Genomic DNA, 12,800 nt, shown 5'->3' on the forward strand with positions numbered 1-12,800 from the left:
GAGAGTTTGAATATGACCCAGGCTGTCATTGTTTCCACCGCCCGCACCCCGCTTGCCAAAAGCTGGAAGGGATCGTTCAACATGACCCACGGTGCCACGCTGGGCGGGCACGCTGTCAAGCACGCCATCCAGCGCGCAGGTATCGATCCTGCAGCTGTGGACGACGTCATCATGGGCTGCGCCAGCCCCGAAGGGGCCACCGGCTCCAACATCGCCCGCCAGATCGCGCTGATGGCCGATTGCCCGGTTACCACCTCGGGCATGACGGTGAACCGTTTTTGCTCGTCGGGCCTGCAAACCATTGCGCTGGCCGCGCAGCGCATCATTGCGGGCGAAACTGATGTGCTGGTAGCCGGTGGCGTGGAAAGCATCTCCTGCGTGCAGCAAGAGATGAACTTGCACATGCTGAAAGACCCAGCGCTTGAAGCCAAGGTGCCCGCCATTTACTGGAGCATGCTGCAAACCGCCGAGCAGGTGGCCCAGCGTTACCACATCGGGCGTGAGGCCATGGATGAATACGGCGCGGCCAGCCAGCAAAAGGCCGAGGCGGCGCGTGCAGCGGGCAAGTTTGATGACGAAATTGCCCCCATCACCGTCACCATGGGTGTGGCCGACAAAACCCTGGGCCTGATCACCCAACAAGTCACCGTCAGTCATGACGAAGGCATCCGCGAAGGCACTACCCAAGAAGGCATCAGCGGTATTCGTCCAGCACTGCCGGGAGGCTTGATTTCAGCCGGCAATGCCAGCCAGTTCAGCGATGGGGCTGGCGCTTGCGTGGTGGTCAGCGAAGACTATGCAGCCCAACACAACCTGAAGCCCATCGGCCGCTTTCTGGGCTTTGCCGTGGCCGGTTGCGAGCCGGACGAGATGGGCATCGGCCCCGTGTTTGCCGTGCCCAAGGTGTTGAACAAATTGGGCCTGAAGGTCAGCGACATCGACCTGTGGGAGCTGAACGAAGCTTTTGCCGTGCAAGTGATCTACTGCCGCGACAAGCTGGGCATCCCAGCGGACAAATTGAACGTCAACGGCGGTGCCATTGCCCTAGGCCACCCCTACGGCGTCAGCGGCCAGCGCTTGACGGGTCACGCCTTGATCGAAGGCAAGCGGCGCGGTGCCAAGCGCGTGTGTGTGACCATGTGCATCGGTGGTGGTATGGGTGCGGCCGGTGTATTCGAGGTGCTGTGATTTTTGCAGGCGGACACCCCGTTCGGAATTTACTACCGGCATGACCATAAGTGATGCTAATGCAATTGTTTTGATAGCTGCTGACGCTTGATTCACAGGCGTTAGCGCCAGTTTTATGGTGAGATAGACATGAACTTGCGCCACACCCTGGACTTCCTGCTGTACGAATGGCTGGATGCCGAAGCGCTGACCGAGCGCCCGCGCTTTGCCGAGCATTCGCGCGACACTTTCAACGCCGTGTTTGACACCTGCGAGCGCATCGCGCGCGACAAATTCGCGCCCTTCAACCGCCTGATCGATACCGAAGAGCCGCGCACTGACGTTGCGCCCGACGGTAGCCTGCGCGTGGTGTTGCCACAAGCCACGCACGATGCACGCCTGGCCTATGCCGACTCGGGCATGCTGGCCGCTGCGCAGGATTACGAGCACGGCGGCATGCAACTGCCGTATCTGGTCGAGGCGGCGGCCAATGCTTTTTTTGGCAAGGCGTCGATCGGCATCAACTCCAACCTGCTCACGGTGGGCAACGCCAATCTGTTGATGGCGCATGGCACCGAAACGCAAAAGCGCGTGTTTGCCGCCAACGAATTCAATGGCCGCTGGGCGGGCACCATGTGTTTGTCTGAGCCGCAGGCCGGATCGTCTTTAAGCGACGTCGCCACCCGCGCCGTGCTGGAAGATGCGGACGATCCGCTCGGCGCGCGCTACCGGCTGCGCGGCAACAAGATGTGGATTTCGTCCGGTGAACATGACTTGACCGACAACATCGTTCATCTGGTGCTGGCCAAAATTCCTGGGGCCGATGGCCAGTTGGTGCCGGGTGTCAAAGGCATTTCGCTGTTCATCGTGCCCAAGCAACTGGTGGACGGCCAGGGCCAGTTGACCGGCGTGCGCAACGACGTGGCACTGGCGGGCCTGAACCACAAACTGGGCTGGCGCGGCACCACCAACGCCTTGCTCAACTTTGGTGAAGGGCAGTTTCTGGTGGACGGGCAAGCCGGTGCGGTGGGCTATCTGGTGGGCCAGCCGGGCGAGGGCCTGAAGGGCATGTTCCACATGATGAACGAGGCGCGCATTGCGGTTGGCATGGCGGCCTCCATGCTGGGGCTGGCCGGGTATGAAGCGTCGCTGGACTACGCCAAAACGCGCACCCAAGGTCGCCCCGTCGGCACGGGTGGCAAAGATGCTGCTGCGCCGCCAGTGCGCCTGATCGAGCACGCCGACATCCGCCGCATGCTGCTGGCGCAAAAGGCTTGCTGCGAAGGCGCGCTGGCGTTGCTGCTGTACTGCGCGCGGCTGATTGATGAGCAGCACACGGGCGATGCTGCACAGGCTGACGAGGCACGCCTGCTGCTGGAAGTGCTGACGCCGATTGCCAAAAGCTGGCCGAGCGAAAACTGTCTGGAGGCCAACAGCCTGGCCATTCAAATTCACGGTGGCTACGGCTACACGCGCGATTTCCCCGTAGAGCAATACTGGCGCGACAACCGCCTGAACATGATTCATGAAGGCACGCACGGCATCCAGGCCATGGACTTGCTGGGCCGTAAAGTGCTGATGGAAGATGGTCGCGGCCTGCGTTTGTTGGCCGACCGCATCAGTGCCACCGTGGCCCGTGCGCAGCAGCAGCCGACGCTGGCCCAGCGGGCGCAGGCGCTGGCGGCGGCGCTGGCGCGTGTGGGTCGCGCCACCCAGGCCGCCTGGGCCAGCGGCAACCCGGTTGAGGCGCTGGCCAACGCCGTGCCCTATATGCAAGCCGCAGGCCATGTGGTGCTGGCCTGGACCTGGCTGGAGTTGGAGCTGGCAGCCGTGAATGCTTCAAAAAACGAAGCTGCCAGCGCAGGTGTGACAAGCGCCAGCACCTATTTTTATCATTACGAACTGCCCAAGATCGACGCCTGGCTGAATGTGGTGGAAAGCCGTGACATGACCTGCGCGCACATGCCTGAAGCAGCATTTTGAGTTCTCGACCTTCAAAGTTTGAACACCGCCCCTCAAAGGAGACGCCCCATGCCTCGTACCGTCCAGCAACTTTTTGACCTGAAAGGCAGGGCGGCCCTGGTCACCGGCGGCTCGCGCGGGTTGGGTTTGCAAATGGCCCATGCGCTGGGCGAGGCGGGCGCGCGCGTGCTCATCAGCTCGCGCAAGGCTGATGATCTGGAGCAGGCCACGGCCCAGTTGCAGGCCGCAGGCATCGACGCTCGCTGGATCGCCGCCGACGCCGCCCAAGAGGCCGACATCCACCGCCTGGCCGATGAAGCGCTGGAGCGTTTGGGCGAGGTGGACATTTTGGTCAACAACGCCGGGGCCACCTGGGGTGCGCCGGCTGAAGACCACCCACTTGACGCCTGGGACAAGGTGATGAACCTGAACGTGCGCGGCTACTTTTTACTCAGCCAGCGTCTGGCTAAAAAAAGCATGATCGGCCGCAAGCAGGGCCGCATCATCAACATCGCCAGCATTGCGGGCTTGGGCGGCAACCCGCCCGAAATGCAAACCGTGGCCTACAACACCAGCAAGGGCGCAGTCATCAACTTCACGCGTGCGCTGGCAGGCGAGTGGGGGCGTTACGGCATCACCGTCAACGCCATTTGCCCCGGCTTTTTCCCCAGCAAGATGACGCGTGGCACGCTGGAAAAAATAGGCGAAGACAAGATGGCCGCTGCCGCGCCGCTGCGCCGCCTGGGCGATGACGAAGACCTCAAAGGCATCACCTTGCTGTACGCCAGCGATGCGGGCAAGCACATCACCGGCCAGTGGTTGGCGGTCGATGGCGGCGTCAGTGCGGTAATCTGATGGTGAATCCCCCTGAGCCGCTGACGCGCCTTTCCACCTCTTACTTCGTGAAGGGGACACCGCCACTGGCCGGGGGACCCCGGCCACGGCGGTCGCTCGCATGGTTGCGACATGAATTGGGAGTAGGTAACCATGAGCATTGATTTTGGGGTGGTGATTCCGTTTGTCGACTTGTTGGGCTTTGCCTTGTACAAATTCGACGGTGGCGAATCGGAGCTGCGCTACACACCTCGCCCCGAGCATTGCAATTCATTCAGCGTCGCGCACGGTGGGGCGGTGATGACATTTCTGGACGTGGTCATGGCCACGGCAGCGCGCAGTGTCGATAAGGACAAGGGCATCGTCACCATCGAGATGAAAACCAGCTTCATGCGCCCCGCCCCCGCGCAGCCGGGCGCACCTTTGGTGGGGCGTGGTCGCCTGTTGCACCGCACACGCAGCATGGCGTTCGTCGAAGGCAGTCTGTTTGACGCCGAAGGCCAGTTGTGCGCGCAAGCCACGGGTACTTTCAAATACGTGCAGCGGGCTGAAACGGCTGGCCACCCCAAAGGGCCGTTGCCCACGGATTAAGATTTTTCAAATCAAATTGGCCTCTGGCGCATATGTAAAAAGCGCTGGCAGCTATTTGTTTCATAGCTAAAGGAGATTCACCATGCCCACCAACCGCCAGATCGTGCTGGACAACCGCCCTGAGGGCGAGGCTACAGCCGCCAACTTCAAACTCGTCAGCAGCGACACCCCCGCGCTGCAAGACGGGCAGGTGCTGGTGCGCCACCACTACCTCAGTCTTGATCCCTACATGCGTGGCCGCATGAATGAAAGCAAAAGCTACGCTCAACCGCAGCCGCTGGGTGAGGTGATGATTGGCGGCACCGTGGGCGAGGTGGTGGAGTCAAAGCACCCCAAGTTCACCGTGGGTGACCAGGTGGTGGGCATGGGCGGCTGGCAGGAGTACAGCGTGGTCGATGGCAACGCCGTGGGCATGCTGCGCAAGGTGGACACTACCCACGTGCCGCTGTCGTATTACCTGGGCGCGGTGGGTATGCCCGGCGTGACGGCCTGGTACGGATTGACGCAGATCATCGCCCCCAAAGAGGGCGACACGGTGGTGGTCAGTGCCGCCACCGGGGCGGTGGGCAGCGCTTATGTCGCGCTGGCCAAGGCGCGCGGCTGCCGTGTGGTGGGCATTGCCGGTGGGCCTGAAAAATGCAAATACGCCGTGGACGAGCTAGGCTTTGACGTTTGCATCGACTACCGGCAGCACCCTGATCTGAAGACGATGAGCAAGGCGTTGAAACAAGCCTGCCCGAAGGGCATCGACGGTTACTTTGAAAACGTCGGCGGCTACATTCTGGACGCCGTGCTGCTGCGCACCAACGCCTTTGCCCGTATTGCGCTGTGCGGCATGATTGCGGGCTACGACGGTACGCCACTGCCGATGCAAAATCCGGCGCTGATGCTGATCAACCGGCTGAAGGTGCAAGGCTTTATCGTCAGTGAGCACATGGAGTTCTGGCCCCAGGCGCTGCAAGAGCTGGGTACGTTGGTGGCGCAGGGCAAGCTCAAACCACGCGAGAGCATTGCGCAGGGCATTGAAAGCACGCCCGAGGCATTTTTGGGCCTGCTCAAAGGCAAGAACTTCGGCAAGCAGCTGGTCAAGCTGGTGTGACCGCGCGGGCCTGGCCCGCAGTCAGGCACATTGCCTCTGAGGCGTGCAACAAGCGGCTTTCGGTATCGTTTTGCGCCACCATCCATTGGCTGAGCCGCTGACGATGGATGGCCGTGCACAATGCGCCCCAGCTTGTTGGAGGGCGTATGCACGCATGGATTCATGAGTTAACCGAACGCTTGGCGCTGGGTGCCGAGGCGCAACAAAGGCTGTGGCAGCTTTCGCGCCTGCACCAGCCGCCACTGGGGCTGGCCAAGGCGCTGCACCGTGGCCTGGCCATGCTGGCGGCCCTGCTGCTGGGTGCGGGGCTGATCTTCTGGGTGGCGGCCAACTGGCAGGAACAAACGCGGCTGTTCAAGCTTTATCTGCTGGAAGCGACGGTGTTGCTGCCCGCGCTGGTGGCGATGCTTTGGCCTCGTGGCCGCACACCTTTGCTGTTGCTGGCCACGCTGGCGCTGGGCGGTTTGCTGGCGTTCGTCGGACAGACCTACCAGACGGGCGCTGATCCCTGGCAATTGTTCGCTGCCTGGGCCGCTTTGGCGCTGGTGTGGATGCTGGCCGCGCGCAGCGATGGCTTGTGGGCGGTGTGGATGGTGATTGCGGGCACGGCGCTGGCGCTGTGGACGGGCCTGGGACTGTTTGATCCGGTGTCGGCCCTGTTCAGCAAGGACAGCCTGGTCATGCCTTTCCTGTGGGCCGTACTGTTTGTGTGGCCGCTGTGTCTGCCCCGGCTGCGGCTGGTCGTGGCCCCGCGCGCGGCTTTCAGTTGGAGCGTGGCGGCCTTGCTGGTGCTGGGCGCGTGGTGTACGTATGGGTTGAAAGGCTTGTTTTTCAGCATTGACGGGGTGTCTGGTCTGTATTGGGCGAGTTTGCTGCTGGTGATGGGCGCGACTGTGCTTGCATGGGCAACGCGACCGCGCGACATGGTGGTGCTGGGGATGTCGGTGCTGGCGCTGAACGTTCTGGTGATTGCGGGCTTGGCCCATGCGTTGCCAGCGGAGTTGCCGATGCTGACCTTGATCGCCGCGGCCTGCGTGGGCGGTAGCGGCAGTTGGCTGTACCGCTTGCAGCGCGAGGAGAAAATGCAAGGAGTCACGCAGCCATGAACGAAAAAATGCTGATCGAAGCAGCGCAGCGTGAAGGTGTGCTGCCGCTGGAAGATGCGGCGGGTCTGACGGCAGACAGCCCTTCATGGATCATCACCACGCTGAGCTTTGTGGGTGCGCAGCTAGTGGCGGCGTTTTTGCTGGGATCTTTGGGCACGATGTCAGCAGATTTTTTCTTGCGCGCGCCCGGTGCATTGGTGGGGGCGGCGGTGCTGATCGGCGGCGCGGTGTGGCTGATGCGTGTGCAGCCCGGCATGTTCGTCATGCAACTGGCTTTCAGCGGGCTGATGGCGGGGTTGGCGCTTCTGATGCTGGGCATGCGCTGGGATTGGGGTAATCGTTCATTACTGGTAATGGTTGCCGTGCTGCTCAGTGTGGCCATAGCGACGCGCGTGGGTTGGGTGCAGGCGGTGCTGGGTTTTCTGGCCGCGAGCCTGGCGCTGCTGATGAACTGGCGCACTGGCTGGGACATTGACTTCGGTTCGATGCTGCGGTTTTTCCCGGTACCGCTGAATATGGCACTACTGGCCGTGGTCTGGGCGGCATGGGTGGTGCATGAGTCGCGCGCTGTCTGGCGTGCGCCGTGGTCGGCATTGCATGCGGTCATGGGCGGTGTGGGGGGTGCTTTGCTGGTGGCGGCAGGATTGGCTGGGAGGCGTTACTTTTCCGGATGGAGCATGTTCAGCGCGCGCGGTTCGGCCGACGATCCAACGGCCGGGCTGGCAGCGCTGTTCAGTTTTCAGTGGCCGGTGCTGCTGCAAATGGCGCTGGTGCTGGGCGCGGCGGTGTGGCTGTTCAGACACTGGCGTTTGCAGCGGGCGGCGCGGCGCGATGGGATGCTGCTGGCGCTGGTTTATGCGGTGCTGTGGCTGGCGTGTTTTGTCATTCCGCAGGTGGGCGTGGTGGCGCTGGTGGGCACGGTGGCGTTGGGCACCGGGCGGCGTGGGCTGCTGGGGCTGGCGCTGGCGGTGCTGCTGGCCGGGTTGTCGGGTTTTTATTACGCCCTGGCCTGGCCGCTGGTGCACAAGGCGGCGTTGCTGGCGGCCACCGGGGCCGGGCTGGGTGTGGCCTTGTGGGCCATGCGTGGGCAGACCAAAGATGCAGCGTCATCGGCGGCCCAGCGCGTGGCTGAGCGCGGTTCAGCCGTCATGGGGTGGATGGCACCCTTTCTGGTGGGGGTTGGTGCGGTGGCTGCGCTGGCCAGTGTGCATGTGGATGTTCAAAACAAGGAACGCATCATCGCCCACGGGCAGAAGATTTACGTGCCGCTGGTGCCGCGCGATCCGCGCTCGCTGATGCAGGGCGATTACATGGCGCTGAACTTTGACTTTCCTAGAGAGTTGCAAATAGCGTTGCGCGCAGGTAATGGACATGGTCTGTCGCGCTACGCCAAGGTGGTGGCCGTGCTGGACGAGCGCGGCGTGGCCAGCGTGAAGCGGCTGGCGACGTCCAATGAATCGCTGGCTGCGGGCGAGATGCTGTTGCCCATCAAACGTCTCAAGCGCGACTGGGGTTTGGTGACCGATGCGTTCTACTTTCCTGAGGGGCAGGGCAGGCCGTTTACCCAGGCGCAGTTTGGCGAATTCCGCGTCTTGCCTGATGGCCGCGCCTTGCTGGTGGGACTGGCCGACGAGCATCTGCAAGCCATTGCGCCCATGTCTACGCCCATGCCTATGCCCGCACCCGTGCCACGCACCTCTTCATCGGAATGACCCACATATGACTGCGACACACCAGGTTTTCAATCAACCCGATCCGCTGGCCGACATCAACCTGTTGGCGGGCAACGCGGCTTTGCAAGCAGCACTGCAATTCAACGCACCTGGGCTGGACACTGCACCACTGCGCCAGTTGGGCGCGCTGGCGGGCAGCGCCGAGATGCAGCGCCACGCGCGCCTGGCCAACGTGCACACGCCCGAGCTGCGCACGCACGACCGCGCCGGGCACCGCATTGACGAGGTCGAGTTTCACCCCAGCTACCACGCGCTGATGGGTGCCGCCACCGCCGCAGGGTTGCATGGCACGCCGTACAGCGACGCCGAGCAGGCCAGCGGCCATGCGCACATGAAACGGGCTGCGGCGTTCATGCTGTTCACCGAGCTGGAGCCATCGATTTTGTGCCCCATCTCGATGACCTATGCCGTCACGCCCGCGCTGCGCGACAACCCGGCCATTTACCGCGACTGGGCACCTGGGCTGACCAGCCGGGCTTATGACCCAGCGCTTAAACCCTGGCGCGACAAGGCGGGCGTGACCATGGGCATGGGCATGACCGAAAAGCAAGGTGGTTCGGACGTGCGCGCCAACACCACGCAGGCAGCACCCGACGGGCAAGACGAGTGGGGCGCTCGCTACCGCCTGACCGGACACAAGTGGTTCTTCTCGGCACCCATGTGTGATGCGTTTTTGGTGCTGGCGCAGGCGGCGGGCGGTCTGTCGTGCTTCTTTTTGCCGCGTGTGCTGCCCGATGGTTCGCGCAACGTGCTGCGTATTCAGCGGCTGAAAGACAAGTTGGGCAACAAGGCCAACGCCAGCTCGGAAGTGGAGTTTGACAATACGCTGGCTTGGCTGGTGGGCGAAGAAGGGCGTGGTGTGCCGCAAATTCTGGCCATGGGCACCATGACGCGGCTGGACTGCGCCCTGGGCACCAGCGGTTTGATGCGGCAGGCGCTCAGCCAGGCGCTGCACCACACCACGCATCGGCAGGCGTTTGGCAAGCCGCTGATGGCGCAGCCGTTGATGCAAAACGTGCTGGCCGATTTGGCGCTGGAAAGCGAAGCCGCCACCGCGCTGGCGATACGGCTGGCGCGCGCCTTCGATCGTCAGGCTGATGAGCGCGAACGCCTGCTGGCGCGTGTGCTCACACCCATTGCCAAGTTCTGGATTTGCAAGCGCGGCGCGGCGCTGGCGCAAGAAGCCATGGAATGCCTGGGTGGCACCGGCTATGTGGAAGAAGGCGGCGAAGGCGTGCTGGCCCGCATTTACCGTGAAATGCCGGTCAACAGCATTTGGGAAGGCGCGGGCAACATCATGGCGCTGGACTTGCTGCGCGCCTTGCGCAAGGGCGATGTGGCGGCGGCGCTGGTGGATGAGCTGGCCCCGGTGCGGGGTCAGCACCAGGCGCTGGACCGGTTGATCGACACGCTGCCCGCGCGCGTGGATGGCGGCACGGACGAAGCCGGTGCGCGCACGCTGGCGCGCGATGTGGCCTTGGCCGTACAAGCCGCGCTGCTGGTGCAGACCGCCCCTGCCGCCGTGACTGGGGCTTTTTGCGCCTCGCGTCTGGGTGCGCCGAGCGACGTGTTTGGCACACTGGCGACGGGCACCGATTTTGGTGCCATCATTGACCGGGCCATGCTGGCTTGACCATCCGTTGTGCAGGAGACAGACACATGATCAAGAACTTCAAAACCAAAATCGCTGTGCTGACGGGAGCCGGATCAGGCTTCGGCCTGGAATGTGCACGCATCGCCGCCCGGCGCGGCATGAACGTGGTGCTGGTCGATGTGCAGCCCGATGCGCTGGCTGCGGCTGAAGAAGAAATCAAGGCGCTGGGCGCGCAAACGCTGGCCCAGCGTGTGGACGTGTCTGACGCGCAGGCCATGGAGCAACTGGCCAAGGCGGTCTACACCACCTTTGGTGCGCCGCATTTCGTGTTCAACAACGCAGGCGTGGGCGCGGGCGGCCTGGTGTGGGAAAACTCAGTGCGCGACTGGGAATGGGTGCTGGGCGTCAATTTGTGGGGCGTGATCCATGGCGTGCGCCAGTTCACCCCCATGATGCTGGAGGCCGCGCGCCAGGATGCCAGCTTTGAAGGCCACATCGTCAACACCGCCAGCATGGCGGGCTTGCTGACGCCGCCCAACATGGGCGTTTACAACGTCAGCAAGCACGCCGTGGTGGCGTTGACCGAGACGCTGTACCAGGACTTGCGGCTGGTCACCGAACAAATCAGCGCCAGCGTACTGTGCCCTTATTTCGTGCCTACTGGCATCAACCAGAGCGAGCGCAATCGCCCTGCCGAGCTGGCCGCTGAAAAAGCCACGCCCAGCCAGTTGATTGGCCAAGCCATGACCGACAAGGCCGTGGGCAGCGGCAAGGTGACGGCGGCCCAGGTGGCTGAAAAAGTATTTCAGGCCATCGAGCAAGACCAGTTCTACATCTTCAGCCACCCCAAGGCGCTGGGCAACTTCAAATCGCGTGCCGATGCCATTGTGGATTTGGCCAACCCGCCCGATCCGTTTGCCGAACGCCCGGAGGTGGGTGCCCAGTTGCGCGCTGCGCTGCGCCAAGCTTGAAGCAGCGGGCGAGATATTGAAAATTTTAGGGTAGACTATGTAACAAATAAAACCAACTCTAAGGAAAGGGAGGTTGCACGCGCTATTAAATTTGCGAGTGTGCAAACCTTATGTAATCATGGTGCTGGACTGCCCTGATCTTGCTGTGCCAAAAGAAGTGATGCAACACATCGTACGTGTGGAATCATCGCGTAATCCGTTTGCCATAGGGGTGGTTGGTGGGGCTTTGGCTCGCCAACCCCGAAGCCTAGAAGATGCTCTTGCTGCTGTACAAGCTCTCAAGGCTGAAGGCTATAATTTTTCGGTTGGTATTGCGCAGGTTAATCGCTACAACTTGGCCAAGTACGGCTTAAAGACCTACGCCCAGGCTTTCGAGGTTTGTCCTAATCTCCAGGCTGGATCTCGTATTCTTCGTGAATGCTATGACCGTGCCAAGGATTGGGGTAAGGCGTTCAGTTGTTACTATTCGGGTAATTTTGTTACCGGTTTTGAGCATGGCTATGTGCAAAAAATTTTTGCCTCTATGCGCAAGGCGCAGGATAAAGCGGCTCGGGCAGACGAAATTCGTGTCATTCCTTACAACAGCAGTCGACCTCGTAAGTTGACGCGGGATGATGGCGTGCCTCTTCGCGCGGGTGAAGGGAGTTCGCGAGGTGCGATAAGGCAATCGTCTGCCGAGCCTGATGTCGGAAACGGCCTGGCGGATATTCCTCTGCAGGTAGTGGGTGGCGATGGTGACCCCTATCGAACTCGCGTTGTGCCGGGTTCATCCCTTCGATCCAAATCTGTTGTTGCACCTTCAGGAGCGCAGTTGCCATTGCCCGACCTCAATGCGGCCTTGCCCGCACAGCCTGTTGTGTCTCGTCGCATGGTGCCTGGAAAATCTGACGATGGAGCCTTGCTTCATGTCTCTGAATCTCCAGCTGTACCCAAGGGCGGCGAGGTGAACTCGTCCAGTGGTGCTCGTGAACCGACTTCATCGGCGGGTTCAGTGTCTTTCGATGAATCTTTTGTTTTTTAATTTTCATGCTAAAAGGAAGGTATTTTATGCAAAGTAGTCAATCTCGTCTCAAGTTTCAGGTGTTGATGTTTATGGCGGCAGCGATTGCGATGATAATGGTCGTGCCGGAGGCTTGGGCCGATGAAACTGGTTTTGTAGAAGCCTGCAAAAAGGTAGATGGTTTTTTCAAAAACTTTGAGGTCATTTTGAAAGTGGTTTCGGTAACCGTGGTTACCATTGCGGTGGTGTTTGCTGGTTACCAGGTTGCTTTTGCACATCGGCGCATGTCGGATGTCGCTCCGATTCTGATTGGTGGTTTGTTGATTGGCGGCGCTGGCACCATTGCTGGATGGTTTGTTAGCGACTGGGGTTCTGAAGAGTGTAAAGAAGTAACCCTGCGGCTTGTGCAGCAGTTCTTCGCATGAAAAAAGACGCCCTTTTTCGCGGGTGCACCAGACCTCCAATGATTTTTGGTGTGCCTTATATGCCGTTTCTTGTTGGCGCTGGCGTGCCGTTGTTACTGGCGATGTATGTCTCGCTCTACATCCTTTTGACCATCCCCTTCGTTATTGTGATGATGCGTCTGATAGCTAAGAAAGACGAGCTGATCTTCAGGCTGATTGGACTGAATCTCGTGTTTCGTTTTCTTCCACGTAATTCGTCGATTTACGGTTCTTCTTGGGTTTTCGGCCCTTCTCGTTACCGCAAAGACGCCCATCGTCTGGGCGGTTACTAGGGGTGAT

At 61.3% G+C, this 12,800-nt stretch carries 12 protein-coding genes; all 12 read left to right on the forward strand.

Features of this window, described 5'->3' with window-relative positions:
* Nucleotides 1-12 precede the first annotated feature (12 nt).
* The 12 genes from ACK5NW_RS01955 to ACK5NW_RS02010 all read left to right on the forward strand — a co-directional run bounded on the left by ACK5NW_RS01955 (nt 13) and on the right by ACK5NW_RS02010 (nt 12,793).
* Entirely contained in the window at nt 13-1,188 is a 1,176-nt protein-coding gene (locus ACK5NW_RS01955; RefSeq protein WP_416924568.1) for an acetyl-CoA C-acyltransferase, read from the forward strand.
* A gap of 129 nt (nt 1,189-1,317) precedes the next feature.
* Entirely contained in the window at nt 1,318-3,150 is a 1,833-nt protein-coding gene (locus ACK5NW_RS01960) for an acyl-CoA dehydrogenase (RefSeq protein WP_416924569.1), read from the forward strand.
* A gap of 48 nt (nt 3,151-3,198) precedes the next feature.
* Entirely contained in the window at nt 3,199-3,984 is a 786-nt protein-coding gene (locus tag ACK5NW_RS01965) for an SDR family oxidoreductase (protein WP_416924570.1), read from the forward strand.
* 132 nt (nt 3,985-4,116) lie between these two features.
* Nucleotides 4,117-4,554, forward strand: coding sequence for a PaaI family thioesterase (locus ACK5NW_RS01970; RefSeq protein ID WP_416924571.1), 438 nt, complete (start codon nt 4,117-4,119; stop codon nt 4,552-4,554).
* A gap of 82 nt (nt 4,555-4,636) precedes the next feature.
* On the forward strand, nt 4,637-5,653 hold the full coding sequence (locus ACK5NW_RS01975; protein WP_416924572.1) for an NADP-dependent oxidoreductase: 1,017 nt from the start codon (nt 4,637-4,639) through the stop codon (nt 5,651-5,653).
* A 146-nt stretch (nt 5,654-5,799) separates the two neighbouring features.
* Nucleotides 5,800-6,759, forward strand: coding sequence for a DUF2157 domain-containing protein (locus ACK5NW_RS01980; protein ID WP_416924573.1), 960 nt, complete (start codon nt 5,800-5,802; stop codon nt 6,757-6,759).
* Nucleotides 6,756-8,471, forward strand: a complete 1,716-nt coding sequence (locus ACK5NW_RS01985; RefSeq protein WP_416924574.1) for a GDYXXLXY domain-containing protein — start codon at nt 6,756-6,758, stop codon at nt 8,469-8,471. The genes ACK5NW_RS01980 and ACK5NW_RS01985 overlap by 4 nt, the downstream gene beginning before the upstream one ends.
* A 7-nt stretch (nt 8,472-8,478) precedes the next feature.
* Nucleotides 8,479-10,125 (forward strand): isovaleryl-CoA dehydrogenase, encoded by a 1,647-nt coding sequence (locus tag ACK5NW_RS01990; protein ID WP_416924575.1) that lies wholly within the window; start codon nt 8,479-8,481, stop codon nt 10,123-10,125.
* Between the two features lie 26 nt (nt 10,126-10,151).
* On the forward strand, nt 10,152-11,057 hold the full coding sequence (locus ACK5NW_RS01995; RefSeq protein ID WP_416924576.1) for an SDR family oxidoreductase: 906 nt from the start codon (nt 10,152-10,154) through the stop codon (nt 11,055-11,057).
* 97 nt (nt 11,058-11,154) lie between these two features.
* Complete coding sequence (locus ACK5NW_RS02000; RefSeq protein ID WP_416924577.1) at nt 11,155-12,078, forward strand: lytic transglycosylase domain-containing protein; 924 nt, start codon at nt 11,155-11,157, stop codon at nt 12,076-12,078.
* A 26-nt stretch (nt 12,079-12,104) separates the two neighbouring features.
* Nucleotides 12,105-12,482: a TrbC/VirB2 family protein gene (locus tag ACK5NW_RS02005; RefSeq protein ID WP_416924578.1), complete on the forward strand. Its 378-nt coding sequence runs from the start codon at nt 12,105-12,107 to the stop codon at nt 12,480-12,482.
* The gene (locus tag ACK5NW_RS02010; protein WP_416924579.1) at nt 12,479-12,793 is read left to right on the forward strand and encodes a type IV secretion system protein VirB3; all 315 of its coding nucleotides are present in this window, start codon (nt 12,479-12,481) and stop codon (nt 12,791-12,793) included. Before ACK5NW_RS02005 ends, ACK5NW_RS02010 begins: the two co-directional genes overlap by 4 nt.
* The last annotated feature ends 7 nt before the right edge of the window (nt 12,794-12,800 follow it).

Source organism: Ottowia sp., assembly GCF_047975795.1.
Taxonomy (GTDB): Bacteria; Pseudomonadota; Gammaproteobacteria; order Burkholderiales; family Burkholderiaceae_C; genus Ottowia.

Bases quoted from the DNA above. Each gene is read 5' to 3' on its own strand.
- ACK5NW_RS01995 (WP_416924576.1), top strand. From the start codon at position 10,152: ATGATCAAGAACTTCAAAACCAAAATCGCTGTGCTGACGGGAGCCGGA.
- ACK5NW_RS01975 (WP_416924572.1), top strand. From the start codon at position 4,637: ATGCCCACCAACCGCCAGATCGTGCTGGACAACCGCCCTGAGGGCGAG.
- ACK5NW_RS01965 (WP_416924570.1), top strand. From the start codon at position 3,199: ATGCCTCGTACCGTCCAGCAACTTTTTGACCTGAAAGGCAGGGCGGCC.
- ACK5NW_RS02005 (WP_416924578.1), top strand. From the start codon at position 12,105: ATGCAAAGTAGTCAATCTCGTCTCAAGTTTCAGGTGTTGATGTTTATG.
- ACK5NW_RS01970 (WP_416924571.1), top strand. From the start codon at position 4,117: ATGAGCATTGATTTTGGGGTGGTGATTCCGTTTGTCGACTTGTTGGGC.
- ACK5NW_RS02010 (WP_416924579.1), top strand. From the start codon at position 12,479: ATGAAAAAAGACGCCCTTTTTCGCGGGTGCACCAGACCTCCAATGATT.
- ACK5NW_RS01980 (WP_416924573.1), top strand. From the start codon at position 5,800: ATGCACGCATGGATTCATGAGTTAACCGAACGCTTGGCGCTGGGTGCC.
- ACK5NW_RS01985 (WP_416924574.1), top strand. From the start codon at position 6,756: ATGAACGAAAAAATGCTGATCGAAGCAGCGCAGCGTGAAGGTGTGCTG.
- ACK5NW_RS01990 (WP_416924575.1), top strand. From the start codon at position 8,479: ATGACTGCGACACACCAGGTTTTCAATCAACCCGATCCGCTGGCCGAC.
- ACK5NW_RS01960 (WP_416924569.1), top strand. From the start codon at position 1,318: ATGAACTTGCGCCACACCCTGGACTTCCTGCTGTACGAATGGCTGGAT.
- ACK5NW_RS01955 (WP_416924568.1), top strand. From the start codon at position 13: ATGACCCAGGCTGTCATTGTTTCCACCGCCCGCACCCCGCTTGCCAAA.